This window comes from Candidatus Thiodiazotropha sp. AKAK3, from assembly GCF_058244645.1.
This window is the reverse complement of the sequence record NZ_JBSYOQ010000018.1, coordinates 23357-49158: the sequence shown is the minus strand read 5'-3', so window position 1 is coordinate 49158 and position 25802 is coordinate 23357. Positions and strand designations below refer to the sequence as shown.

At 48.4% G+C, this 25802-nt stretch carries 22 protein-coding genes, 1 other RNA gene and 2 riboswitches; of the genes, 17 read left to right on the top strand and 6 right to left on the bottom strand.

Features of this window, described 5'->3' with window-relative positions; genetic code table 11:
- The first annotated feature begins 259 nt into the window (after nt 1-259).
- From AC4IE7_RS02310 to AC4IE7_RS02295, 4 genes are all read left to right on the top strand, one after another.
- Complete coding sequence (locus AC4IE7_RS02310) at nt 260-1444, top strand: efflux RND transporter periplasmic adaptor subunit (protein WP_490775181.1); 1185 nt, start codon at nt 260-262, stop codon at nt 1442-1444.
- Nucleotides 1398-4580, top strand: coding sequence for an efflux RND transporter permease subunit (locus tag AC4IE7_RS02305; RefSeq protein ID WP_490775180.1), 3183 nt, complete (start codon nt 1398-1400; stop codon nt 4578-4580). The genes AC4IE7_RS02310 and AC4IE7_RS02305 overlap by 47 nt, the downstream gene beginning before the upstream one ends.
- A 408-nt stretch (nt 4581-4988) precedes the next feature.
- Nucleotides 4989-5981: an aminoglycoside phosphotransferase family protein gene (locus AC4IE7_RS02300; RefSeq protein WP_490775179.1), complete on the top strand. Its 993-nt coding sequence runs from the start codon at nt 4989-4991 to the stop codon at nt 5979-5981.
- A 478-nt stretch (nt 5982-6459) separates the two neighbouring features.
- Entirely contained in the window at nt 6460-7482 is a 1023-nt protein-coding gene (locus AC4IE7_RS02295; protein ID WP_490775178.1) for a porin, read from the top strand.
- 451 nt (nt 7483-7933) lie between these two features.
- Here the strand turns inward: AC4IE7_RS02295 and rpiA are convergent, their stop codons facing one another.
- The gene (gene rpiA, locus AC4IE7_RS02290) at nt 7934-8593 is read right to left on the bottom strand and encodes a ribose-5-phosphate isomerase RpiA (protein ID WP_490775177.1); all 660 of its coding nucleotides are present in this window, start codon (nt 8591-8593) and stop codon (nt 7934-7936) included.
- Between the two features lie 349 nt (nt 8594-8942).
- On the opposite strand from rpiA, the gene ilvA reads away from it, so the two are divergent.
- A complete protein-coding gene (gene ilvA, locus AC4IE7_RS02285; protein WP_490775176.1) occupies nt 8943-10469 on the top strand; it encodes a threonine ammonia-lyase, biosynthetic in 1527 nt (508 codons plus the stop codon).
- 51 nt (nt 10470-10520) lie between these two features.
- Here the strand turns inward: ilvA and AC4IE7_RS02280 are convergent, their stop codons facing one another.
- The 5 genes from AC4IE7_RS02280 to AC4IE7_RS02260 form a co-directional block, all read right to left on the bottom strand.
- Complete coding sequence (locus AC4IE7_RS02280) at nt 10521-10976, bottom strand: hypothetical protein (protein WP_490775175.1); 456 nt, start codon at nt 10974-10976, stop codon at nt 10521-10523.
- A 776-nt stretch (nt 10977-11752) separates the two neighbouring features.
- Complete coding sequence (locus AC4IE7_RS02275; RefSeq protein ID WP_490775174.1) at nt 11753-12337, bottom strand: 5-formyltetrahydrofolate cyclo-ligase; 585 nt, start codon at nt 12335-12337, stop codon at nt 11753-11755.
- 19 nt (nt 12338-12356) lie between these two features.
- Nucleotides 12357-12542, bottom strand: a non-coding RNA gene (gene ssrS / locus AC4IE7_RS02270) — 6S RNA.
- Nucleotides 12543-12569: 27 nt separating this feature from the next.
- Complete coding sequence (locus AC4IE7_RS02265) at nt 12570-12884, bottom strand: cell division protein ZapA (protein WP_490775173.1); 315 nt, start codon at nt 12882-12884, stop codon at nt 12570-12572.
- Nucleotides 12881-13114, bottom strand: coding sequence for a TIGR02449 family protein (locus AC4IE7_RS02260; protein WP_490775220.1), 234 nt, complete (start codon nt 13112-13114; stop codon nt 12881-12883). Before AC4IE7_RS02260 ends, AC4IE7_RS02265 begins: the two co-directional genes overlap by 4 nt.
- Nucleotides 13115-13489: 375 nt before the next feature.
- Between AC4IE7_RS02260 and AC4IE7_RS02255 the strand changes: the two genes are divergently transcribed.
- The 12 genes from AC4IE7_RS02255 to moaE all read left to right on the top strand — a co-directional run bounded on the left by AC4IE7_RS02255 (nt 13490) and on the right by moaE (nt 25779).
- Nucleotides 13490-14056 carry a UPF0149 family protein gene (locus AC4IE7_RS02255; protein ID WP_490775172.1) on the top strand — a complete coding sequence of 189 codons (567 nt, stop codon included), beginning with the start codon at nt 13490-13492 and terminating at the stop codon, nt 14054-14056.
- The gene (gene pepP, locus AC4IE7_RS02250) at nt 14037-15350 is read left to right on the top strand and encodes a Xaa-Pro aminopeptidase (protein WP_490775171.1); all 1314 of its coding nucleotides are present in this window, start codon (nt 14037-14039) and stop codon (nt 15348-15350) included. The genes AC4IE7_RS02255 and pepP overlap by 20 nt, the downstream gene beginning before the upstream one ends.
- Nucleotides 15347-16573: a 2-octaprenyl-6-methoxyphenyl hydroxylase gene (gene ubiH / locus AC4IE7_RS02245; protein WP_490775170.1), complete on the top strand. Its 1227-nt coding sequence runs from the start codon at nt 15347-15349 to the stop codon at nt 16571-16573. The genes pepP and ubiH overlap by 4 nt, the downstream gene beginning before the upstream one ends.
- A 2-nt stretch (nt 16574-16575) precedes the next feature.
- Nucleotides 16576-17793 carry a UbiH/UbiF/VisC/COQ6 family ubiquinone biosynthesis hydroxylase gene (locus AC4IE7_RS02240; RefSeq protein WP_490775169.1) on the top strand — a complete coding sequence of 406 codons (1218 nt, stop codon included), beginning with the start codon at nt 16576-16578 and terminating at the stop codon, nt 17791-17793.
- A gap of 67 nt (nt 17794-17860) precedes the next feature.
- A riboswitch (glycine riboswitch) is annotated at nt 17861-17949 on the top strand.
- A gap of 18 nt (nt 17950-17967) precedes the next feature.
- A riboswitch (glycine riboswitch) is annotated at nt 17968-18067 on the top strand.
- 52 nt (nt 18068-18119) lie between these two features.
- Nucleotides 18120-19211 (top strand): glycine cleavage system aminomethyltransferase GcvT, encoded by a 1092-nt coding sequence (gene gcvT / locus AC4IE7_RS02235; RefSeq protein ID WP_490775168.1) that lies wholly within the window; start codon nt 18120-18122, stop codon nt 19209-19211.
- A 27-nt stretch (nt 19212-19238) separates the two neighbouring features.
- Nucleotides 19239-19631, top strand: a complete 393-nt coding sequence (gcvH, locus tag AC4IE7_RS02230; RefSeq protein ID WP_490775167.1) for a glycine cleavage system protein GcvH — start codon at nt 19239-19241, stop codon at nt 19629-19631.
- A 37-nt stretch (nt 19632-19668) separates the two neighbouring features.
- The gene (gcvPA, locus tag AC4IE7_RS02225; RefSeq protein WP_490775166.1) at nt 19669-21066 is read left to right on the top strand and encodes an aminomethyl-transferring glycine dehydrogenase subunit GcvPA; all 1398 of its coding nucleotides are present in this window, start codon (nt 19669-19671) and stop codon (nt 21064-21066) included.
- Nucleotides 21067-21076: 10 nt separating this feature from the next.
- On the top strand, nt 21077-22522 hold the full coding sequence (gene gcvPB, locus AC4IE7_RS02220; RefSeq protein WP_490775165.1) for an aminomethyl-transferring glycine dehydrogenase subunit GcvPB: 1446 nt from the start codon (nt 21077-21079) through the stop codon (nt 22520-22522).
- A gap of 80 nt (nt 22523-22602) precedes the next feature.
- A complete protein-coding gene (locus tag AC4IE7_RS02215) occupies nt 22603-23535 on the top strand; it encodes a carbohydrate kinase family protein (protein ID WP_490775164.1) in 933 nt (310 codons plus the stop codon).
- A gap of 87 nt (nt 23536-23622) precedes the next feature.
- Nucleotides 23623-24861 carry a molybdopterin molybdotransferase MoeA gene (locus AC4IE7_RS02210; protein ID WP_490775163.1) on the top strand — a complete coding sequence of 413 codons (1239 nt, stop codon included), beginning with the start codon at nt 23623-23625 and terminating at the stop codon, nt 24859-24861.
- 198 nt (nt 24862-25059) lie between these two features.
- On the top strand, nt 25060-25311 hold the full coding sequence (moaD, locus tag AC4IE7_RS02205; protein ID WP_490775162.1) for a molybdopterin converting factor subunit 1: 252 nt from the start codon (nt 25060-25062) through the stop codon (nt 25309-25311).
- Nucleotides 25312-25314: 3 nt separating this feature from the next.
- Nucleotides 25315-25779 carry a molybdopterin synthase catalytic subunit MoaE gene (moaE, locus tag AC4IE7_RS02200; RefSeq protein WP_490775161.1) on the top strand — a complete coding sequence of 155 codons (465 nt, stop codon included), beginning with the start codon at nt 25315-25317 and terminating at the stop codon, nt 25777-25779.
- Nucleotides 25780-25802 lie beyond the last annotated feature (23 nt).

Sequence of the window (25802 nt, the reverse complement as noted above, 5' to 3'; positions counted from 1 at the left end):
AGCTAACGGCTTAGCGTCTCGCTGATTGGTACAGTTTATACGTTACACCACACGAGCTGGAGAGAAAAACAGCCCCAGGTAGTAATTTTCTTCGTTGATTCGCTGGGGAACCTTTGTTTATGTGGTGTTTCATACAGAGTGACAATATTGGCGCAGGCCTAATTTTGCACTAGTTCAAAGCCTGGCTATTGATAAATCATCACGCAGAGCGGGATAAATTCGCATAGAATCCACCCACTAAGTTACATGAGGATAACGCTTGACCACTGTTACACGCCGTTTTTTGATGACACTGACCATTCTGATCGTCACTGTCATGGTTGTGGCGCTACTGATTGCCACGCGACCTGAAGCAAATGTGGAGATCAATGAACCTGCAATTACGCGGGTCGAGGTGACCCAGGTCGAACAACGAGACATCCTCCCCGAAGTGACCTATACAGGCGTGCTGCGCCCCCGCCTGACCGCCTCTTTGAGATTCGAAGTCTCTGGAGAACTGCAGGTTCGTCATGTCGAACCAGGTTTTCAAGTGGAAACGGGGGGGCTGTTACTGCAATTGAAAGATGCCGACTATAGGGATGCGCTGATTGAGGCGGAGTCGCAATTGAGTGAGACCCAGGCTACGTTGAAGCGTGACCGTACCCTGCTTGAACTTGCAAGAGAGAATCGCGGTTTGGCTGAGCGGGAATATGAACGACTCGAAAAACTGGGTAAGGGCTCTCTGGCCTCGGTTTCAACCCGCGAAAGTTCTCGTCAGCAGCTGATCAATCTTCAGAGTGAAGAGGCTCGCCTCTCTTTCAGTCTGGAGAGCAGTTTGGCGCGTATGGAGCGGCAAAAGGCAGCCATCAGCCGTGCACAGCGGAATCTTGACCGTACCTCTCTACGGGCGCCATTCTCAGGTCGGGTCAATCGGGTGATGGTGGAGGCAGGAGACTATATATCCGCCAACACGCTGGTAGTGGAGTTGATCGATACCAGCACCCTCGAGCTGCAGGTGGCTGTCAGCAGCGATGTGGTGTCTGCGCTCACCCTTGGCCAGAAGCTGGAAGTCGATGTCGATGGTCAGACGGTTGAGGGTGAACTGGTTGCTTTGCAATACGATCCAGATACCCAGACACACACCTACCCGTTGCGTATACAGATCCAGGAGGAGGGGTTGATTCCTGGGCAGTTGGGTCAGGTCAGGCTACCGCTACGCCCACGAAAGAGTGCGATGATCGTTCCGGCATCCGCGCTATTGCGTGAGGAAGGTAAATATTATCTCTTTCTGGTGCAGAATAAGCGTTTGGTACGGCAATCGGTCACGCCTGGAATACGCCATGGAAATTTACAGATTGTATTGAGTGGTGTGGAGCCGGAAGCACTACTGGTGGCGCGAGATGTTGATGTGTTGAGCCATGACATCGAAGTTCAGATTGAAGATCAAAGGCTCTCCAGTGATTGATTTTTCGATCCGTAATCCACTATTGGTAAACCTGTTTCTGGTCATCATTCTGATGTCTGGCTTGATCTCCTGGTATGCCATGCCACAAGAGATGTTTCCTGTGGTGGAGCAGGATAAAGTCAGTATAAAAACCTTTTTTGAAGGTGCTTCTCCAGAGGAGGTTGAACGTCAGATTACACTACCCATAGAACAGGAGCTGGATGGCCTGGCAGATATCGATGTGATCAGCTCTACCAGTAACGAGGGCGGCTCGAATATTCTCATCGATTTGAAGAGTGGATCTGATGTAGATAATTTCATGCGTAAAGTCCGTACTGCACTCGATCAGGTTGATGACCTGCCCGAAGAGGCGGAAGAGCCGGAACTGGCCAGACTCGAGACCCGCTTCCCGGTGATCTCAGTGAGTTTGTATGGAGAGATCTCCCGCAGTGAACTCTATCTCATTGCTGAAGAGATCAAAGAGGAGCTGATACAGATTCCTGGCGCCGCCTCGGTCGGGGTTGCTGGCGACAGAGATTGGGAGATCTGGGTGGTTGTCGATCCTCAGGTGCTGGCTGCCAGAAGTGTCTCCCTTAACCAGGTCTCGCAGGCTCTGCGTAACAATCTGAGAGATCTGCCTGGCGGTACTTTAAATGCAACGGGTGGCGATATTCGACTGCGGGGTATGGGCGTGGCCCCTGATCCGCAACAGATGTCCACTATCGTATTGCGTAATAACGAAATGGGTGGGCAGTTACGACTCGGAGATATAGCCAAAGTCCAGCTTAGACATGAAGAGGCATTGACCCTGGGCCGCTTTAACGGCAAGTCTTCGGTTAATCTGACCATCAGTAAAACCAGCCAGGCCAGCACTATCGAAGTGGCGAAGTTGGTGCGGAAGTATGTTCAGGATCGTCAGCAAACCCTTCCTGTCGGGGTTAAGTTAGGTTTGTTCAGTGATCTTTCTGTGTATGTCAAAAATCGTCTTGAGACGGTTAAGTCATCCGGGATAGTCGGCCTGGCCCTGGTTCTGCTGGCACTCTATCTGATGCTTAACTTTCGTGTGGCATTCATCACTGCTCTGGGAATCCCGGTCTCATTTCTGGTGGCAGTGATTGCGCTCTATATGCTCGGCTATAGCATTAATATGGTCTCACTGTTTGCGTTTCTTATCGCCCTTGGACTGATTGTCGATGATGCGATCATTGTCAGTGAAAATGTCTATCGTCATTTAGAGTTGGGAGAGTCTCCGGCAAATGCGGCTACCTTGGGTACGAGGGAGGTCTACTGGCCTGTGGTTGCCTCGACTTCAACCACCATTGCGGCATTCATGCCGATGTTTGCCATTGGTGGCACCATGGGCGCGTTTATATCGGTAATCCCGGTTGTGGTGAGCGCATCACTGTTAGGATCACTGTTGGAGGCATTTGGTGTACTACCCTCTCATGCCAAAGAGATGCTGCGCAAAGCAAGAACTCGAAAGGCTGGAAGAATTGACTGGTCTGCATTAAATCGCCGCTATACCAAACTACTACGCACCTGTTTGGATTATCGATATCCAGTGGCGATGTTGAGCATTGGTGTATTGGTTATTGTGGTTACCTTTGCGGCCACACGAATTCCTTTTCTTCTATTCGGTCATGTAGATGTTGGGCAGTTCTTCGTCAACATAGAGGCGCCCAGTACTTACAGTATCGATGACTCCTCCCGACTGGCAGAAAAACTTGAGAAGACCCTCATGCAGACTTTGGGCGATGACGAGTTGGATACTCTGCTGACCAATGTGGGGGTAACGTTTATCGACTTTCATCGGGTGAAGATGGGCAGTCGCTATATTCAGTTGATCGTCGATCTGAAAAAACAGAAACCCCAGGGCTTTATCGAACAGTGGATATCGCCAGTAGTCAGCTTGAAGTTTAGCTGGGAAGGTAGTCGTGAACGCAGCTCCGCAGAGGTTATTGATGAGGTGCGTAGTGCCCTGCAGCAGATACCGGGTATTCAGCGAATGTCTATTCTGCGTGCCCAGGGAGGGCCGGCTGGTGCTGATGTTGAAGTGGGTATTTTAGGCGAGTCAGTCGATGAAATCAGTCGCTCTGCTGAATTGATACGCGGTTTCATACAACGACTGCCGGGTGTGTCGGATGCGCGTCAGGATATGGATCCGGGAAAACTTGAGTATCGTTATGAACTGAATGAGCGTGGGCGACGGTTAGGACTCTCTCAAACGCAATTGGCCGATGCGGTGCGTACCGGCTTTCTGGGGCTCAAACTCTCTTATGTCAGTTGGCAGGACAAGCGAATTCCAGTTCGGCTGATTTACAATGATGAGATTCGTCACGATGCCGGTGCTTTGACCCGTTTACCCATTACATTGGATGATGACCGTACCGTCTATCTGGGAGATGTGGCGGATATTCAGGAGGCCAGGGGGTACAACGCAATCAGTCGGCGAAATCTAAATCGTTTGGCCACGGTAACCGCCGAAGTGGATGCAAAGATCACCACTCCAAATCAGGTTCTTGAGCAGATTAAAACCGAGTTTTCAAAATTGCCGGACGGGCAGCGGATGATTTTTCTTGGAGAAAAGAAAAAGGCTCAAGAGTCAATGGCTGGTATGAAACGGGCTGCGATAATTGCTCTGGCAGTTATCTTTTTTATTCTTGCTGCACTATTTAAGTCACTGCTTGATCCATTGGTGGTTATGTTTGCCATACCATTTGGCGCTATTGGTGTAATACTTGGTCATTGGATATTTGGTTACCATTTACAATTTCTCTCATTGGTAGGGTTTCTGGCATTGACCGGTATTGTGGTCAATGACTCTTTGATACTTATTGATTTTGCAAAGCGTCTAAGGCGTGAAGGTTGGGAACGAAAAGCGGCCCTTGTAGAAGCCGGTCGAGTACGTATTCGTCCCATTCTCTTGACCACGGCAACCACATTCCTTGGTATATCTCCATTAATATTCTTTGCTACAGGACAGACCGCATTTCTCTCACCTATGGCTGTAAGCCTGGGATTTGGTTTGGTGTTTGCAACAGTGCTGATTCTGCTGGCGCTGCCATGTTTCTATCTGATCGCAGATGATATGCGCAGTCGAGTATTAAAACAGCAGGAGAACCCTCCAGTGGACGACTATATCTCAGAAAGCCCCTAGTGGTTGTGTCGCAGCTTTATGGATTGCCAGGTTTAGAAGTAGAAGAGTGAGACACTACCCCACCCTTGTGTGAATCTTTTTGGTGCTATTATTTCGCCCTCCCTGACCGGCTGTTCCTCAGTATCACGCCCTGTGATAACGGAATCTCAAGAGGCACATTCGTCAGGGTTGGCGTAGGGTGGGGCCATGCCCCACCACATCAGTTTAAAAAATAGTATGAAGTTATTGGTGTTTTTCAATCGAGATCTACAGTAGCAGTGAATAACTAACCGCATGTTGCAGGGATAGCTCTCCACCCAACACGTGTTACAAGGATTTACTCATTTGAAGATGATCAGGTGACGCAGCTAAAGCTATTGTGTACATTCCTACGGGTTTGAATATCGGTTAACGGCAACTGGAGCTTACATGCCACAACGTATCGAGCAGCTGAAAGATTGGTTGAACACTCTGCCTGGAATGGATAATTACACATTTGAGCCGGCATCGGGTGATGCCAGTTTTCGGCGCTATTTTCGTATCGGCGTAGCAGATAAAAGCTATATCGTAATGGATGCACCGCCAGAAAAAGAGGATACAAAGCCATTTATTCAAGTGGCAGAAGCTTTTGAAAGTATTGGTTTGAATGTCCCTCATATCCACGCCAAGAATCTCGAACAGGGTTTTTTACTACTTGAGGATTTAGGTGAAACCCTCTATCTGGATAGCCTGTCGAAGCAGACAGTAGATCGTTTGTATGGCGATGCATTGGGTGCACTTGTCACACTACAGGCCTGTGGCCCAGTTAGCGGTTTGCCTCTATATGATCGAGAATTGTTAATCAGCGAGATGAGCCTGTTCAGTGATTGGTTGATAGAGCGGCATCTGAATTTGACCCTGAGTAGTGACGAGCGTCTTTTTTTGGAAAAGACCTTCAACGAACTTGCAGATAATGCACTGCAACAACCTCAGGTTTGTGTCCATCGGGATTACCATTCACGAAACCTGATGGTGACTAAATCACATAATCCCGGAGTAATCGATTTTCAGGATGCAGTTGTTGGGCCGGTGACCTACGATCTGGTCTCTCTTTTACGTGACTGCTATATCGACTGGTCAAAGGAACAAGTCGAGGATTGGGTAAAGGGCTATTTTGAATTGGCTTGCCAATCGGGTGTTTTAAGCCAAGAGCATGAAGATCAGTTTTTAATCTGGTTTGACCTTATGGGGATTCAACGTCATCTGAAAGCAAGCGGTATCTTTGCCAGACTTAATCAGCGTGACGGAAAGCCGGGCTACCTGCAGGATATACCGAGAACATTGAACTATATCGTTGATGTTGCCAGTCGACACAGATCGATGGCTGATCTTGGTGGTTTCTTGAGTGGACGGGTTCTTCCTGCGTTAAGCAATAGACTCTAAGCAAAGTGCTTTACTGACGCTGTTTGTCAGAGGTCTGTAAGATAAACGCAGCAGCGTATCATTCTCCCTACTGAATAGTGTTTACCAACCACAGATACCCTATTTTAATCAGGTAATTCATGCTGTTAGTTCAGAGTTTGAATTCTTAATATGACGTATCTATCTGTATTCACGAACTATTCTTAGAAAAAAACAGTTTGCTGTTGCGATGTTTATTTGACAACAAATAGCGCAACATAAACCAAGTATTTTGCTTGGTCTTACTCTGAACTTAAGTAATAAATTAAGCTAAAATAGTACGTTAACTTATTGATTACATATTTATTTAGTTTTTATAAATTCTATGTGTATCAAATAAACAACAAATTAGTTTTATGTGTCTTTTATGCAAAAAAGGGCTTGCAATTTAAGTTTTCGTTGTCTAATATTCGCATCGTAGTCAAATTTTCTACCCATCAATTCTTCGGAGTTAACTCAAATGAAAAAAGTACTCTCTTTGGCAATCGCCGCTGCCCTGGTGGCTCCTGTTGCAGCTATGGCTGATGCCACTATCTACGGTAAAGTCCGTCAGTCTCTCGATATCGTTGATTTCTCTGATGCGGGCGGCGATGATGAAATCCAGATCAACAACCGTACTTCACGTCTTGGCGTTAAAGGTTCAGAAGACCTGGGTAACGGCCTGACCGGTGTTTATAAAATTGAGTATGGTGTAAACATCTCTACTAACGTTGGCGGTAATGAGTTTGCTGGCAACGGTGGCCTGGGCGCTCGTAACGCTTTCGTAGGTCTGGCAGGTGGTTTCGGTACTGTTGTACTGGGTCGTCATGACACTCCTCTGAAAATCTCCACCGGTTCTCTGGATTACTTCGGTGACACCGCTGTTGATAACAACCTGGGCTACACCGAAGATCTGCTTGATCTGCGCGCTGACGGTACCCTGGCTTACATCTCACCTGCAATGGGCGGCCTGACTGCTGCCATCGCTCTGGTTCCTGGTGAGAACACAACTGAAGTTGAAGGCGAAGAGGCTGATGGCCTGACCGACGCTTACTCTGTAGCTCTGATGTACTCTAACTTCGGCGTTTTCGCTTCTATCGCTTATGAAGTAGCTACTCCTGAGACCACAGTTCATCCTGTAGTTGGTGGCGACGCTGATGATCACGAAAATATGCGTTTAGGTCTTGGTTACGACGGCGGCATGTTCAAAGTTGGTCTGATCTATGACACCATCGAGAACCCAGTAGACGATTCTACCAGTATCATGCTCAACGGTTCTGTGAAAGCAGGTCCTGGTGCTGTTAAGGCTAAATACTTCAAGGTTGATTCTGATGATTCTACCGGTAGCCTGTTCCGTACCGACAGCCACGATGGTTTCGGCTTCGGTTACGACTACAACCTCAGCAAGCGTACCCAGGTTGCTGCTTACTACGTAACCTCTGAAATGGATGACAGCGGCGACAAATCTAGCGTTGTCAGCTTCCAGGTCAACCACAACTTCTAATCATTATTAGAATTTAGGTTGTCTCAAAAAGGCGGGGCTCTCTGAGTCCCGCTTTTTTTTGTCTTTTTTTTATACTTCTTACCCTAGACAGATTCTTCTGAGGTTCTTGAGTAAAAAAAGTGTGTGAATCGGAGTGAGATTGATGCGAGATTCAGTCTCAGTGAGAAAGCTTACGAATAACACCCCAATAGATCTAATGACATCGTCGATTCGGTTCGTAACTATTTGGTGCCCAGATGGTTATACAGAGATCGAACGAGTATCAGTAGGGTATGAGGCGTAGGCAGGTCAGAGGGGCAAAGCATCTTACCCATAATGGTAAGATACCCAGCCCCTAAATAGAGAGGGGGAAACGGTGGGTATGCAGCCGTCCTTCAATAGCTCAATTTGTTGTTAACACTATTTTGCCGGCACTCATACGATTATTGCGAGTGCTTTTGCTGTCTCGATCCTATTTGGGGTGTACTGTTTTCGGACCCTCTTCTGTACCCAGGATCAATACATCCGCCCCGCGCAATGCAAATATTCCAGTCGTCACAACACCAGCGATGGCATTGATCTCATGCTCCATCTCTCTGGGTTTCATGATTTCAAGATTATGTACATCAAGGATGGCGTTACCATTATCTGTTATGAAATCTTCACGCCAGACAGGGGTGCCACCAAGTTTTACGAGTTGTCGGGCGACATGGCTCCTTGCCATAGGAATAACTTCAACAGGAAGTGGGAATGAGCCCAGCATGTCTACCAATTTGCTCTGGTCGGCGATGCAGACAAAAGATTTACTGGCGCCAGCGATGATTTTTTCCCTGGTCAGGGCGCCACCGCCACCTTTGATCAGGTTGAGATAGTGGTCAGACTCATCAGCACCATCGATATAGACCTCCAGGTCGCCAGTCGAATTCAAGTCCAAGACAGGTATGCCATGGCTTTTCAGTCGTTCTGTTGAAGCATCAGAGCTTGAGACTGCACCCTCTATCTTGCCTTTTACGGTAGCGAGATAGTCTATAAAGTGGTTGACTGTAGAACCGGTGCCTACACCAATGATACCGCCTGTGACATATTGTAAGGCAGCTTCAGCGGCCTGTTTTTTTAGTTCATCTGCATTCATTTGATCCCTCCGGGTACTGCTAGTTAGGCTTAATGAATAAATGGTAATTAAAAACGTGACCAGAAACCATCAGATATGCCCAAGCAAAAAGTACTTGGATCTCTGATATGTTTAATTTATTCCTTAGCACACTAGGCTTGTAATTGATCTGATGACTTAGTTGTTGTCTGTAAAGAGATGCTTTAGGCCTCGCCGGTTACGAGGGATTAAGGTGTGGAAGCATCAAACACAAAAAAATAAGCATCTCAGAACTGTTTTTGTTCGGTTTTAAACCGGCAGTGGGTAATAATACCCATGCAAGTTGAGAAAGTCAGTTATTGTAACCCTGATTGTCATTTGGAATGAGCCAATGCCCCTAGCTTATATAGAAAAAATTCTTCGAGCACGTGTTTACGATGTAGCGAAGGAGACGCCTTTAGATCGCATCAGCCTTCTATCGTCCCGCCTGGACAACCAAGTGTTATTGAAAAGAGAGGATATGCAGCCCGTATTCTCTTTTAAACTGCGTGGCGCTTACAACAAGATGGTCAGTCTGCCTGAAAGCAAACGTGAGCAGGGTGTGATTGCTGCGTCAGCCGGGAATCATGCACAAGGGGTCGCCCTGGCGGCGCAGAGGCTGAAGATTCAGGCATTGATTGTGATGCCAAAGACTACACCATTGATAAAGGTTAAATCAGTACGAAATCTTGGCGCGAAGATCGTCTTGGCGGGTGACTCCTATGATGAGGCTTATGCGAAATCGGTTGAGTTGGCAAAGGAAGAGGGTTTGACCTTTATTCATCCGTTTGATGATCCAGAGGTAATTGCGGGGCAGGGCACTATAGGTATGGAGTTGTTGAGGCAGCATCCTACTCCACCAGAGGCAGTGTTTGTTCCTGTTGGTGGAGGCGGATTGATTGCTGGGGTTGGTGCGTATATCAAATATGTCTACCCTCAAGTAAAGGTTATCGGTGTTGAACCGGAAGATGCACCCTCTCTATATACCGCCTTGGCATCGAAACGTCGTGTTAGGTTGAAGCAGGTGGGCATATTTACCGATGGTGTTGCAGTCAGGCAGGTCGGTAAGGAGACCTTCCGTCTGGCTCGTAAGGTTGTAGATGAGGTGATCCTGGTTAATACAGATGAAATTTGTGCTGCAATCAAGGATATTTTCGATGATACACGGACCATAGCAGAACCTGCTGGAGCGCTCGCTATTGCTGGATTGAAACGCTATGTAAAACGTGAGGGTTGTCGAGGAAAAGACCTGATTGCTATCAATAGCGGTGCGAATATCAATTTTGATCGTCTACGCCATGTTGCTGAACGGGCTGAGTTTGGTGAACGTAGGGAAGCTCTGTTTGCAGTACAGATCCCTGAAAAGCCTGGTAGCTTCTTTCGTTTCTGTCAACTTATTGGCAAGCGAAGCATTACAGAGTTTAACTATCGTTTCTGTGATGCAGTAAAAGCGCAAATATTTGTTGGAATTGAGTTGAGTGGCGGCGACGAAGAGCGTGAGTCACTATTCCAGCGATTTTTGGATAAAGGTTACTCTGTTGTTGATATGACCGATAATGAGACTGCCAAGTTGCATATACGATATATGGTTGGCGGGCATGCTAAAGGGATCGGGGATGAATGTCTGATACGTTTTGAGTTCCCAGAGAGGCCTGGTGCGCTACTCTACTTCCTTAACCATTTGGGTAAGGAGTGGAATATAAGTCTGTTCCACTATCGGAATCATGGCGCGGCCTATGGGCGTGTTTTGATGGGGATTCAGGTGCCGCAAACTGAGAAAAGTGAGTTTATACGGAAACTTAAAGGTCTTGATTATCCCTTTTGGGATGAGACTGATAACCCGGCATACCGCTTGTTTGCTGGAGTTAGCGAAGATTGAGAGGGCGAGAAGCAACAAACCCCGCATTGCGGGGTTTGTTGTTGCTAATGCCTAGCTCGCGGCCCTTTTCTTTCTAGGAGTCACTTTCCTAGGACGTGCCGGTCTCTTTTTGGCAGCTACCTTCTTTTTAGCTGTCTTTTTCTTGGTGACCTTTTTCTTTGCCACCTTTTTCTTAGTAGCCTTCTTCTTAGCTACCTTCTTTTTAGCCGACCGCTTTTTAGTCGTCTTCTTAGCTACCCGCTTCTTAGTGGCTTTCTTCTTTGCCACTCTCTTCTTGGTAGCCTTCTTTTTAGCTGTCTTCTTTTTGGTCACTTTCTTTTTAGCGACCTTCTTTTTGGTAGCTCTCTTCTTCGCTGCTACCTTTTTCTTAGCTACCTTTTTCTTGGTGGCTGCTCTCTTCTTAGTTGTTACCTTCTTTTTGGTAGCTCTTTTCTTAACAGCTACCTTCTTGGTTGTGGTTGAACGTTTTGCTGCTGCCTTCTTTTTGGCGGCTTTTTTCTTCGCCATGTATGTTCCCTCCCAGAAGAACTACCTAACAGATGAACTGAGTATAATTCAGCTTTTAAAAAAATCCAGAACATAAAGCAATCTTTTGTTAATTAATTCAACTTGTTGTTACTTTTTTTGCCCATGTAAGTCTATTTTGACGTGATTACGATCAAAAATGGGTGTTGATCTTATATTTCTCGTTAGAGGTTGAAGTAGAAAAATCAGGATATCTGTTTAACTTCTTTCATTTGAATAACGATATGTAAGCCTATCTGATGGCGCCACTCTATGGAGCCGCTAGATAAAATATGATTAACATCCCTTGTTGTTGATCTGCTTTCTGATGCAATTCTACCTCTTTCAAAAGCCTCTTTAACGCTTTATGAAGTCAATCAGTATGCTATGGCTCCATCCAACTGCATTTTTTATATCGCTAAGAGATGCAATAACGTGACTATGTTATGGCTCTACTTATGAGTGTGTATAGTTTGCCAACTACCACTGAACCGAATGAGGCGTTGTCATGTTATTGATGTGATTCTATATGAATCAAGATTGATGCTGATCGTTGGTTGATGTCATATCGGCGTACTATGTTTGATAGTGATACCAGCTTAGGCTTATGCGCTGATTCTTTAACTCAAACCACCTGATTATTGATTTAACTTTGCTCATGAAGGGTCGTATTCTTATTTGGTGAGGTTGTCAGATAGAAGGTCATGATTCATTGCAGGGAGCGCCAGTGTTGTCCGCAAAACTATGTTCAGCAGTGGTTTCTCCGGTTAAATGGAGTGTCAGAAAGAGTAGAGACCTGATTCAGTTATGACCTGATCGAGAGGAATATCCCATGTATTGCTATCCAGCAGGGGTTGTAATTGAAAATCATGTGCCAGACCGACCATCTTAGGGCCTCGCAGGTGAGTACGAAATCGTTTGAATGCAAATGTACGATCGTAATACCCACCCCCCATGCCTATTCGGTTGCCCTCCAGATCAAAAGCAATCAGTGGCACGAACACCATATCCAGAGACCAGGGACTGATTAACTGCTGATATTTGAAGATTGGCTCAGGGATACCGAATTTGTTGGGCTTTAGCTTTGAGTTGTAGGAGTAGGGGGCAAACAAGAGTCCAATGTCAGGGATATTTCGCAATATCGGCAGGTAGGGGGTCTTTGCAGACCTTAGCGCTTCAGTCAGTAGTGGATATGGGTCGATTTCACCTGAGACAGCATGGTAGAAAGCGATACGCTTACTCTGTCTGAAGGCTTTGAGGTTAGATGCTAAGCGAGATATCTGCAGACTATGTCTTCTGAGTGTCTGCCGGCTCAGTTGGCGACGTTTGGTTTTGATCTGTTGTCGAAGTAATTGAATATGCATGGGTATTGATGGAAGAAGTGACACCCCCGTTTGTGCCGTCGCTTACCATTGTTCTTGAACCAGAGGGTTCAAGTGGGGACAACAGTAGCAACCTCAGGCTTTCCGCATGAAAACGGACATGCACACCGGTGCTAGCATTATGTCCCCAGGGTAGATATTAGGCTCAAGAAAATACCCGGGTCACTAACATGCACCACAGGGGGGTCACAACTTAAGGCTAAACCTATTTTGATCAAAGTTCCAGTTGATTGGTGGTGTTGAGTGCAATCTCGATCTTCTCTTGCAGGCTCTTGATGCGTCGCGTGATGTTTTCAGAGCCGTCATCCTTGGTTTTCTGGCTGAGGAGAAGATCGTTGGCAATATTCAGTGCTGACATCACCGCGATTCTCTCAGTACCAATAATCCGCCCACCCTGGCGAATTTCACGCATCTGGCCATCTACATATGCTGCAGCCTGTAACAGTGACTCACGCTCATCCGGGTGGCAGGATATGCGATACTCTTTGTCCAGGATCGAGACGGTGACCGGTAAAATATCGCTATTCACTGAGGTGCTTCCATTGATTTAAGCCGGGTGATCATGGCTTCAACTCGGGTTCGTGCCAGCTCGGTTTTCTCAATCAATGCGGCTCGTTCTGCTACAAGGTTGTCCTGTCTCATACGTAAGGATTTATTTTCGTCCTTGAGGTAGGAACAGGCGCGTATCAGCTCTTCAACACGGACTTCGAGTGCCTGCAGATCAAATTCGGCTGGATTTTGTGTCTCTTTCTCTGTCATGGGCATCAATATAGTGGGCAGTTTGTGGTGGGTCAATCACTATAACTGCATGATATGATTCGAATCTATAAACTCCATGCTGGAATTGGTCATGCTAAGTCGAGCACTACACTAGTCTACAGCAAGGCATCATAACTAATGTAGTACATCTACACTAAGTTCATATAATCCAGCCGAAGAGATGTAGTCGTGAGTCTCACATTAAAAAATAGATGTTACGGGAGTTCAAGAAATCTTGAACCAGCTTGTGTTTGTTGCCAAAGGAATCACTCTTTTTGAGGGGTAAGGTCTTGATTCCGGGTATCCTTGAAGTCGATAACACGAACAATTAAGGTGCTGCACTGTTAACAATTTAAGAGGCATGAAGGAAATGAGATGTTAGATGATAAGCAGATGCCTGAATATGAGCATCTCGAGAAGCTACTAGGGGTCATGAGTTCAGATGTCGGGGCGAGTGAATTGCACGGCTTAATCAGTGGATTGATTTGTGCCGGTACGCCAGAGGCAGCTGTTGATTGGATTACAGCATTTTTCGAAGCCTGGCCCGCTGAAGATCTGCTGGCTCAAGAAGCCAGAGAGCTTATCGGGCAGCTCTATTATGCTTCCAAGCGTCAGATCACTCATGATGAATACTCATTCATGCCTTTACTTCCTGAAGAGGAGGAATCAATTGCGCAACGCGCCAAAGGCTTGAGTGAATGGTGCGAAGGCTATCTCTATGGGCTTGGGTTGGCTGGGGTAACGGAAAGCAATCTGTCTGGCGATGCTAAAGAGGCGATTCAGGATCTGAGTCACTTTACCCGCCTGGACTATGAAGAGCTTGAATCGGGTGAAGCAACAGAGATGGCCTATGTTGAACTACAGGAGTTCCTTAAAGTGGTTACACTGCTGATGTGGGAAGAGCTGGTCAGCATTAGGGGAGATGAGAGTGCAGATAAATGAGTTTAAGCGCCGTCGGCGTGAATTGATGCGTATGATGGGGCCGGGCAGCATTGCGATCCTGCCTACTGCTCCTCAGCTGATTCGCAACCGCGATGTGCACTATCCTTATCGTCCGGACAGTGATTTTTTCTACCTCACAGGTTTTCCCGAACCTGAGGCGGTGTTGGTTCTGATTCCCGGTCGCAAGCAGGCTGAATATATCTTATTCAATCGTGAATCAGATCCTGTTAAAGAGTTATGGGATGGCGCCAGAGCAGGACAAGAAGGGGCCTGTGAAAAGTATGCTGCAGATGACTCCTTTCCAATTGGTGATCTGAATGACATTCTGCCCCGAATGTTGGAGCAGTGTGAGCGAATCTTCTATGTCATGGGATGTAATCCACAATTCGACAAGCGGCTATCAGAGTGGATAAACACAATCCGATGTGAATCCCGTACTGGTGCTCAGGGACCTGTGGAGATAATTGCCCTTGATCACTATTTACATGAGATGCGTCTGTTTAAAAGTCGTTCCGAGTTGAAGGTCTTACGCCAAGCCGCGAAAATCTCCGCCCAGGCGCACAAGAAGGTCATGCAGGCATGCAAGCCGGGTGTTTGGGAGTATCAACTCGAAGCTGAGTTCGTCAAGGTGTGCAGTCATCAAGGTGCAAGGGATCAAGCTTATCCACCTATTGTTGGCGGTGGTGAGAATGCCTGTACATTGCATTATATCGATAACGAAGCGCAGCTTCAGGCGAAGCAGATGCTGCTGATCGATGCCGGGTGTGAATATGACTTCTATGCCTCTGACATCACTCGAAGCTATCCGGTAAACGGTAGCTTCAGTGAACCTCAGCGTCAGTTGTATGAATTGGTACTGGCAGCCCAGGAAGCCGCAATCGAGAAAGTGAAGCCAGGTAATCATTGGAATGAGCCCCATGATGCGGCAGTACGAACCATCACTCGTGGCTTGATCAAGTTGGGGATTATCAAAGGAACTCTGGCTAAATCCATTCGTGATGAAAAATATAAACCCTTCTTTCCCCATCGAACCGGTCATTGGCTGGGAATGGATGTGCACGATGTAGGTGATTACAAAGTGGATGGTACTTGGCGTATGCTCGAACCAGGGATGGTTTTAACCATTGAACCCGGCCTCTACATACCTGCAGGTACAAAAGGTGTGGCAAAAAAATGGTGGAATATTGGTATCCGCATTGAGGATGATGTGGTTGTAACCAAGCAAGGGTCTGATGTGTTGACTAAGGATGTTCCGAAGACGGTTTCTGAGATTGAATCGATAATGGCAGGATGAACGGCGTGACGGATCAATATGACATTCTGATAGTCGGTGGCGGTATGGTTGGCGCCAGTCTTGCCCATGCCCTCAGCGGTCAGGGTTATACGATTGGTGTAATAGAGGCTTGGCCATTGGATTCCACGCTCCAGCCAAGCTATGACGATCGGGTTATAGCACTCTCCTGGGGGAGTCGTTTGATACTTGAGGGCATGGGTGTCTGGCGTGGTATTGAGCCGGTTGCTCAGCCTATATTGGATATTCATATCTCTGATCGCGGACACTTTGGCTTTACCCGCCTGAATCATCAGCAGGAGGGAGTTGATGCTTTGGGGTATGTGGTCACTGCGCGAGCCCTTGGCACTGTTTTGCTGAATGAGCTTGAGCATCGCCCTGATGTCAATTTGATCTGTCCTGCAAACTTAAAAAGTTTTTCTATTTCGGATAATCGTGTCGAAGTGAAAATCGAACATGAAAATGTTGAGCGTCAAATCAACAGCCGACTGTTGGTTGCAGCAGATGGTGGAGATTCACTGGTGAGGCGATTTCTTTCAATACCCTTGAAAGAGCGAAGTTATGGTCAGACCGCAATTATTGCCAACCTTAGCAGTGATAGAGCACATCAGAGTGTCGCCTATGAGCGCTTCACTGATTCCGGGCCACTTGCCCTGTTGCCAATGACTGATGATCGTCTCTCAATGGTGTGGACGGCGGAAGATCATCAGGTCGCTGATTTGATGGGGCTTAAGGATGATCTCTTTTTAGGGCGTTTGCAGGATAGGTTCGGTTATCGTTTGGGGCACTTATGCCGTTTGGGCAAGCGGGTCGCCTATCCGCTGCGCCTTCGCCAAGCTGTGGAGCAGGTTCGTTCTCGCATTGCTCTGGTTGGAAATGCGGCTCACGCAATTCATCCAGTCACCGGTCAGGGGTTCAACCTGGGTTTGCGGGATGTTGCCGTACTGGCAGACGTGCTTGTTGAAGCCGCAAAGCATGGAGAGGATCCAGGAGATCTTTCCCTGTTAAATGAATATCGCAAATGGCGCGAGGGAGACCAAAACAGGGTGGCGGCCATTACTGATGGACTGGCGCGCCTGTTTGCCAATCCGTTTGGTCCACTAAGATTGATGCGTAATCTGGGACTCGTTGGTCTTGATCTGTTGCCTGGTTTAAAGCATCAGGTTGCCAGGCAGTTTATGGGTGTTAATAGCAGGCGCCAATCAAAATTGGGTAGAGGAGTTTAATCATGACAGATCCAAAGTCGCAACCTGACTTCGATTTACTGATTGTTGGCGGCGGCATGGTGGGTAGTGCTTTGGGTTGTGCTATGGCGGATGCAGGGTTTGATGTCTGTATCGTGGATCTACGGGAACCCGCTCGCAGTTGGCCGCAACAGGAGGTGGACCTTCGAGTCTCTGCCTTGACCCGCGCTTCACAGCGAATTCTGGAAAATCTTAAAGCCTGGCCACGGATGAGCGAGATGCGGATCAGTCCCTATAGTAAGATGGAGGTTTGGGATGCGGGTGGCAATGGACGCATTCGATTCAGTGCAGCAGAGATCGGCGAAATAGATCTGGGACATATCGTTGAAAACAGAGTCACCCAATTAGCTTTATGGGAGCGTCTTGAGTCCTACCCGAATGTGCGAATCAGCTTTCCCGAGCGGGTGAGTAGTTTGGATTTGAGCCAGGTGCCTGAAGTTGTCCTTCAGAGTGGTGAGCGTCTGACTGCAAAACTGATTGTCGCTGCTGATGGGCGTGATTCTGAGGTCAGACACTTGGCAGATATTGCAACCAAGGGTTGGGATTATGATCAGCATGCGATTGTCGCCACGATCAAGCCGGAGAGGTTTCATCAACATACCGCAATGCAGCGATTTATGAGTTCTGGACCACTTGCACTGTTACCGATTGATGATGGGCGATGCTCTATTGTCTGGTCCACTTCACCGACTCAAGCAGAAGTGCTGATGGCGCTTGATGATGCCTGTTTCTGCGAGGAGCTGACTCAGGCCAGTGAGTCTGTTCTGGGGGGTATTCTTGAGGTCGGGCCTCGTGGTCTCTTTCCGCTGCGCCTCGAGCATGCAGAGACCTATATCCAACCTGGGTTAGCCCTGATCGGGGATGCGGCTCATGCAATGCATCCGCTTGCGGGCCAGGGGGTCAACCTGGGTCTGATGGATGCGATGACGTTGGTCGATGTCCTGACTGATGCACGTAGAGCCGGCAGGCCCATTGGCTCTATGAGTACGCTGCGACGTTATGAGAGAGCAAGAAAAGGGGCCAATATTGCAATGCTAGGCGCGATGGATGGATTCAAGCGTCTGTTCAGCAATGAAGTGCCCCCGTTGAAGCTGCTGAGGAATCTGGGCTTGAATCTCGCTGACCGTTCAGGATTTTTAAAGCAGCAGCTGATACGCCGAGCGCTGGGGGTTATTGGGGACAGACCCAGATTGGCCCGTTGACCATGATAAATTCTGAGGTTTTTGCCGATTGGCAACGGCTCGGTGGCAAGGTATAGTCTCAACTCGACCCGCCCCCGTGGGAGAGATCGGTGAAAGCCGACGCCGAAGGCGCAAAACCGCCCGGAATCGCTCAGGCAAAAGGACCGTGGGGGTAAGCCATCGTTTTGTAAGGCTTAGATCGACTCTGGAGAGTGGTGTAATAGCACCCACCGACGGGGCAGGCGCCCTAGATTGAAGTGCGCCAAACTCTCAGGTTTAGGACAGAGGGGCGGCGTGGATGTATTCATCCGCGCCGCCCTTTTGCGTTTAAAACCGAGAGAATGTTAATGAATAAACAGACAGTTCTTTATGCCAAGCATCAGGCGATGGGTGCAAAGCTGGTTCCATTCGGTGGCTGGGATATGCCACTGCATTACGGTTCGCAGTTACAAGAGCACCATCAGGTGCGAAGAGATGCAGGGATGTTCGATGTCTCTCATATGACCGTAGTCGACCTGAAAGGGGCTGGGGTCAGATCCTTTCTTCGCTATCTTCTCGCGAATGATGTCAATCGCTTAAAAGTTAAAGGCAAGGCGCTCTATACCTGCATGCTCAATGAGCAGGGTGGGGTGGTTGATGACCTTATCGTCTACTATCTCGGCGATGAGTGGTATCGGTTGGTGGTGAATGCCGCCACTACCGAGAAAGATCTTGCATGGATGGAGGCCCAGTCTGCTGAATTCGACCTGAAGATAACGCCAAGGCGTGATTTAGCCATGATTGCAGTGCAGGGACCGAATGCAAAATCGAAGACCCTGCCCCTGCTCTCTCAGCAACTGCAACAGACCGGCTCTGATCTGAAACCCTTCAACGCGGTTGCTGATGGCGATTGGTTTCTCGCCAGTACAGGTTATACCGGTGAAGATGGCTTCGAGATTATGCTGCCTGGAGATCAGGCTGCAGATTTCTGGCAAAACCTGAATGATGCCGGGGTGGCGCCTTGCGGTCTTGGTTCAAGGGATACCTTGCGTTTGGAGGCTGGAATGAATCTCTATGGTTCCGATATGGATGAAGTGACGACACCACTGGAATCGGGCCTGGCCTGGACGGTAGCCTGGGAACCCGATGATCGACAATTTATAGGTCGAGGGAAACTGGAGTCACAGCGAAATGATCCACAGAAAAAGAAATTTATCGGATTAGTCTTGACCGGACGAGGGGTGCTGCGTAACCATTTGAAACTGTTTAATGGAGAGCAGGAGATTGGTGAGATCACATCAGGGGGATTTGCTCCCACCCTGGAGAGATCCATCGCTTTTGCCCGTGTATCAGCTGATGTTGGCGACCACTGTGAAGTTGAAATTCGCGGTAAACGGGTTCCGGCAGAGGTGGTAAAACCACCATTCGCACGCCAAGGCAAAGCCGTTTTGGCACTCTGAAATCAACTATTTCTAAAGGATATTCACATGAGTAATGCACCTGTAGACCGCCGTTATGCAAAATCTCACGAATGGGTAAAAGATGAAGGTGACGGTAGTTTAACTATTGGTATAACAGATCACGCTCAGGAGCTGTTAGGTGATCTTGTCTTTGTCGATCTGCCGGAAGTTGGACAAACCCTCGAAATAGGAAATGATTGTGCAGTTGTTGAGTCGGTTAAAGCTGCCTCAGATGTATATAGTCCTGTGAGTGGTGAAGTGATCGCTATCAATGAGGCACTGGATGGTGCGCCTGAAACCATCAATGAAGATGCTTTCGGTGAAGGCTGGATGTTCAAAATCAAACCATCTGAGACAGCTGAATTAGCAAACCTGCTGGATGCAGAGAGTTACGATGCCCTTGTAGCAGAAGAAGAGTAAGGCTCAAGGTTCCTTTCAAGTAAGACACGAGGCGGGTATGCCATTTATCCCTCACACTGAAGAAGATATTCAGGAGATGCTATCGACCATAGGCGTTGACAGCATCGATGACCTGTTTGATGAGATTCCTGAGGCGCTACGTTGTGGCGAGTTGGAGGAGATTCCCTCTGGTCTGCCTGAAATGGAGGTCTCCAGATTGATGCGGGCGCGGGCCCGCACTGATGGTCAGCCACTCTGTTTTATTGGGGCGGGAGCCTATGATCATCACATCCCCGCTGCAGTCTGGGAGCTGACCACTCGGGGTGAATTCTATACGGCATACACCCCTTATCAGGCAGAGGCCAGCCAGGGAACATTGCAACTATTGTATGAGTTTCAGTCGATGATGACTGGTCTGATGGCTATGGATGTCTCCAATGCCTCGCTCTACGATGGTGCTTCGGCACTGGCTGAGGCGGTGCTGATGGCTGTCAGAGCAAATCGAAAATCCAAATCGAAGCGGATTCTGATGCCAAAAAATCTGCACCCAGCTTATCGCCGGGTGGTCTATAGCATAGTTCGCAATCAGCAGATTGAGTTGGTGGAAGTCAACTATGATAGCGCCAGTGGTCAGGTCGATATGAGTGATCTGGAGCGGTTTGCAGGAGAGGATTATGCGGCACTGGTTATTCCTCAGCCCAACTTTTTCGGCGTACTGGAGCAGACGGATGAGTTGACAGACTGGGCCCATCGCAACGGTATGTTGGCTATTGCGGTGGTCAACCCACTGGCAATGTCGATCCTTAAACCTGCAGGTGAATGGGGTGAGCAGGGTGCGGATATCTGTTGTGGTGAAGGACAGCCACTAGGTGCGCCACTGGCTTCAGGGGGGCCCTATTTCGGATTCTTATGTTGTACCGATAAATTGGTTCGCCAGATGCCTGGCAGAATAATCGGCAAGACTGTCGATCTGGATGGTAAACCTGGATATGCACTGACCCTGCAAGCTCGTGAACAACATATACGACGTTCGAAAGCGACGTCCAACATCTGTACCAATCAGGGGCTGATGGTGACTGCTGCGACCATACACATGGCGATCATGGGTGCGGAAGGTTTGCAGCGGGTCGCTGCCGCCAGCCATGCCAATACACTCAAACTCAGTCAGGCACTTTCAGGCTTGCCGGGCGTGAAGCCAAAATTTACTGGTTCGGTTTTTCATGAGCAGGTACTTGAACTACCCATTGAAACCGGTGATGCGTTGCGTCTGCTTGCTGCTCACAATGTGCTCGGTGGTTATGATCTGAAAGAGGACTACCCGGAGTTGGGTAGTGCTCTACTGGTATGTGCTACCGAGTTGCGCAGTGATGAAGATATTGAGAGCTATCGCGGCAAGTTGGAACGGGTGATTCAATCTCAAGTCGAGACGCCCTGTCAGTTGAAACCTGATTGGTAAGCGGGGAACTATGATTTACGACTATTCAAGAAACGGTCGCCGGGCTACAGCCCAGGCACCTTTAGAGATGGCTGAATTGACTGATATCCCAGAAGAGATGCGTCGCACCAGTCGACCTTCTCTTCCCCAGGTATCTGAGATGCAGGCGGTGCGACACTATACCCGCCTTTCACAAAAGAACTTCTCCATTGATACCCACTTCTATCCGCTGGGTTCATGCACCATGAAATATAACCCCAGGGCCTGTAATACTCTGGCCAGCTTGCCTGGGTTGGCAACCCGCCATCCACTGGCGCCTGAAACACACAGCCAGGGTTTCCTCGCCTGTATGCATGAGCTACAGGAGATCCTCAAAACAGTGACTGGAATGCATGCTGTCTCTCTCTCTCCAGCAGCTGGTGCTCAGGGTGAGTTTGCCGGTGTTGCGATGATCCGGGCCTACCATGATGCCCGGGGTGATACGGCGCGAAATGAGATCCTGGTTCCGGATGCTGCACATGGCACCAACCCGGCGTCAGCTGTGATGTGTGGTTATAAAACAAGGGAGATTCCAACCGGATCGAATGGAGACATCGATGTGGCGGCGTTGCAAGCCTCATTGGGGCCACAAACCGCAGGCATCATGCTGACCAATCCGTCTACTGTTGGTGTTTTCGAGAGGCGCATCAAAGAGATTGCTGGCATGGTGCATGAAGCTGGTGGCCTCCTCTACTATGATGGCGCCAATCTGAATGCCATCTTAGGCAAAGTGCGCCCGGGTGATATGGGTTTTGATGTTATCCATATGAATCTTCATAAAACATTTTCAACGCCTCATGGCGGCGGTGGTCCGGGTGCAGGTCCTGTTGGGGTGAGTGAGCGGCTGGAACCCTATCTACCTGTTCCCTTGGTTGCTTTTGATGGCCATGATTATCGCTGGCTTACTCAGAAAGATCGTCCTGATACCATCGGGCAGCTCTCGGCGTTTGCCGGTAATGCCGGGGTCTTGTTACGTGCATATGTTTATGCCCGCTTGCTAGGTCGCGAAGGAATGCACCGGGTATCGGAATTTTCCACCCTGAATGCCAACTATCTGTTGAAACGTTTAATGGATGCCGGTTTTGATGCCGCTTATCCGACACGCAGAGCCAGCCATGAATTTATTCTGACCTTGAAGAAACAGGCCAAAGAACTGAACGTGAATACCATGGACTTTGCCAAACGGCTGCTCGACTACGGGGTGCATGCACCTACCACCTATTTTCCGCTATTGGTGCCAGAATGTCTGCTTGTCGAGCCGACTGAGACTGAAGCCAAGGAGGAGTTGGATCAGTTTGTCGACATTATGTGCAAGATAAAGGGTGAAGCTGAGAGTCAACCTGATGTGGTGAAAAATGCACCACACACCATGCCGGTAAAAAGGCTTGATGATGTGAGAGCTGCACGTGAGCTCGATCTGGCCTGGAAAGAAGAGTAGTCAGGATAGATATGATTAAGCTCTCTCTCTTATCTCTGTACAATAGTCACAACTAAAACTTATCGCGACAAGAGGTAGCTATGTCGGCATTGATCTGTGGTTCATTCGCATTCGATACCATTATGGTCTTTCATGACCACTTCAAACATCACATTCTTCCCGAACAAGTCCATATCCTGAATGTATCTTTTCTGGTGCCTGATATGCGCCGGGAGTTTGGTGGTTGCGCAGGGAATATTGCCTATAACCTGAATATGCTGGGAGGCAAAGGAAAGCCGGTAGGGACTGTTGGCGATGATTTTGAACCCTATGCGAAATGGATGGGCGAGTGCGGTGTCAGTCTGGATCATATTCGAGTGATACCGGGTAGTTATACTGCCCAGGCTTACATCACAACTGATAAGGACGATAATCAGATTACCGCTTTCCATCCGGGAGCGATGAACCAGGCCCATGATATCGATGTCTCAAAAATTGAGGGTTGCACATTGGGAATGGTATCTCCTGATGGACGTCAGGGCATGGTGGATCACGCCAAACAGTTTGTAGAGAGTGGGGTGCCTTTTATCTTTGATCCTGGTCAAGGCATGCCGATGTTCGATGGGGATAGTCTGCTTGAGTTTGCGGAACAGGCGACATGGATGGCCTTCAATGATTATGAAGCCATGCTGATGCAGGAAAGAACCGGGAAGAGTCTGAAACAATTGGCGCAAATGGTTGAGGGTGTAGTTGTTACCCGTGGTGCAGAAGGTTCTGAGATTATTACCCAGGATAAGGTTTTCGAGATCCCCAATGCTCCGGTAAAAGCGGTAGTTGATCCCACGGGCTGTGGTGATGCTTATCGTGCCGGCCTGATTTATGGTCTGATGAATGATATGGATTGGGAGACCACTGGCAGAATAGCTTCATTGATGGGCGCGGTAAAAATTGAACAAGCTGGAACCCAAAATCATTTTGTCACTGTGGAAGAGTTAGGGCATCGCTTTGAGAAGGCATTTGACTATAAGTTCTGAGCTTATTAACTCGGTGACTAAGTATTCTCTTACGCCCTGGTCTAAATTTGTGATGCTAAATCTTGCTCTGTTTTGGGAGGTGTGAAAATGGATGATTGCGATAGCCATCAGCCATCATTGAAACCTGTTGATGAAGCACTCTCCTACCTGCTGCAACAGGCAGTATCGGTTATAGAGAAAGAGTCAGTGCCGTTAGAGCAGGCCTTAGGCAGGGTGTTGGCTGAGCCTGTCAATAGTCAGGTCGATGTGCCTCCCTGGGATAATAGCGCCATGGATGGGTATGCACTGAGGTCATCAGATCTCTCTGGAGAGGTCGAACATCTGGTTATCGATCAACGCATAGCCGCAGGATCGGTTGGAGAGCCATTGGCGCTTGGATCTGCCGCTCGCATCTTTACCGGTGCGCCAATTCCGCCAGGTGCGGATGTCGTTGTCATGCAGGAGGTCTGCGAAGCGCGTGATGATCACCTGATCGTCAATGAAAAAACCCTCGTCGGTGCAAATATCAGACGCGCCGGAGAGGATATTTTACAGGGAGAGGTGGTTCTCAAGCCGGGCTTGAGATTGGCGCCCCAGCACCTTGGTTTGGCCGCCTCGGTTGGTGTTGATGAGCTGAGAGTCTACCGGAAGCTTAAGGTGGCGCTGTTTTCCAGTGGTGATGAACTGGTTATGCCAGGCAAAGATCTGGGGCCCGGGCAGATCTATAATTCCAATCAATTTACCCTTGTGGGCCTGGTGCAGCAGCTTGGTTGCGAAGTGGTTCAGATGGGTATCGTGGAAGATACCTTTAAAGCAACTTGTGAAGCCCTGCAGCAGGGGGCAGAAGAGGCGGATCTGGTGCTGGCTTCCGGGGGCGTTTCTGTCGGAGAGGAGGATCATGTGAAGCCGGCAGTGGAGAGTCTGGGTTCTCTGGAGTTATGGAAAATCGCCAGCAGACCAGGAAAGCCGTTGGCTTTTGGACATATCAATGGAACACCATTTTTAGGTTCACCCGGTAATCCGGTTTCACTATTTGTAACCTTCTCGATATTCACCAGGCCCTATATCAAGAGTATGCAGGGGGTGACTGAGGGTATGCAGCCCCTGGCGCGTAAGGTTGTTGCGGGTTTCAAGAAAGGCGACTCGGACAAACGCCAGGAGTATGCTCGCGGACGGTTGGAAGTTGATGAGCAGGGGCGAGAGGTGGTGAGACTCTTTTCCAATCCTTCATCCGGAGTACTGACCTCAGTAGCCTGGGCCAATGGATTGGTGGTTCTACCGCCATTGACAGCTGTTGCTCCTGGGGATCTTGTTGATTTTATTCCCTATAGTGAGTTGATGGTCTAATCTCAAGAGCCTATCTGTTGAAACTGTTTGGCCTGTTGTTCTAAGCCTGATTAGCGTAGGTTCACCGAACAATTTTTCAGAAAAATTAGCAAATTAGTCACAGAATGGAGCGGTCAACTGAATTTTTTAGGTTCAAATCGCTGCACCCTATTCGGTAATGCCGAAACGGCCGTTTCAGTCTGCACTGAGGATTCCTGAATGATTCAACTACGTCTATTTGCCAGATTTCGTGAAGAGCTGGGAGTCGATTCCGAGTCTATAACGTCGGATAATATCTACTGTGTTGAGGATCTTTTACAGCAATTGCGTGAAAGAGAGGGTGCCTGGTCACGACTTTTAGCTGCTGACCAACGCATAATGATGGCAGTTAACCAGGAGATGGCTAATTCACAGACCCCTTTAGAGGAGGGGGATGAGGTAGCACTATTTCCACCGGTAACTGGAGGCTGAGAAATGTTCAGCATCAGCATTGAGAGTGAGCCGTTTGACCCGAATCTGGAAGTGGATCTGTTGCGGGGCGACAATCCAGCCATTGGGGCGGTGGTGAGCTTTGTTGGTCTTATGCGTGACCTCAATGATGGAGATAGGGTTGATCATCTCTTTCTGGAGCACTATCCCGGAATGACTGAGAAGGCCTTGGAGAAGATTGTCTCAGTAGCTTTTGAGCGCTGGTCTTTGCAGGGATGCCGTGTGGTACACCGGGTAGGGGCGTTAAAACCCACTGATCCCATCGTATTGGTCGCAGTAGCTTCATCCCACAGAAAAGAGGCTTTTAAAGCTTGTGAATTCATTATTGACTATTTAAAGACTCAGGCACCTTTTTGGAAGAAAGAGGCTACTGAAAATGGTGAGCGATGGGTTGATGCAAGGCAAAGTGATGATGAAGCTATCCGTCAGTGGAGCGAAGAGAATAACTAGGGCCGATTCGGTTAGTGTTAACA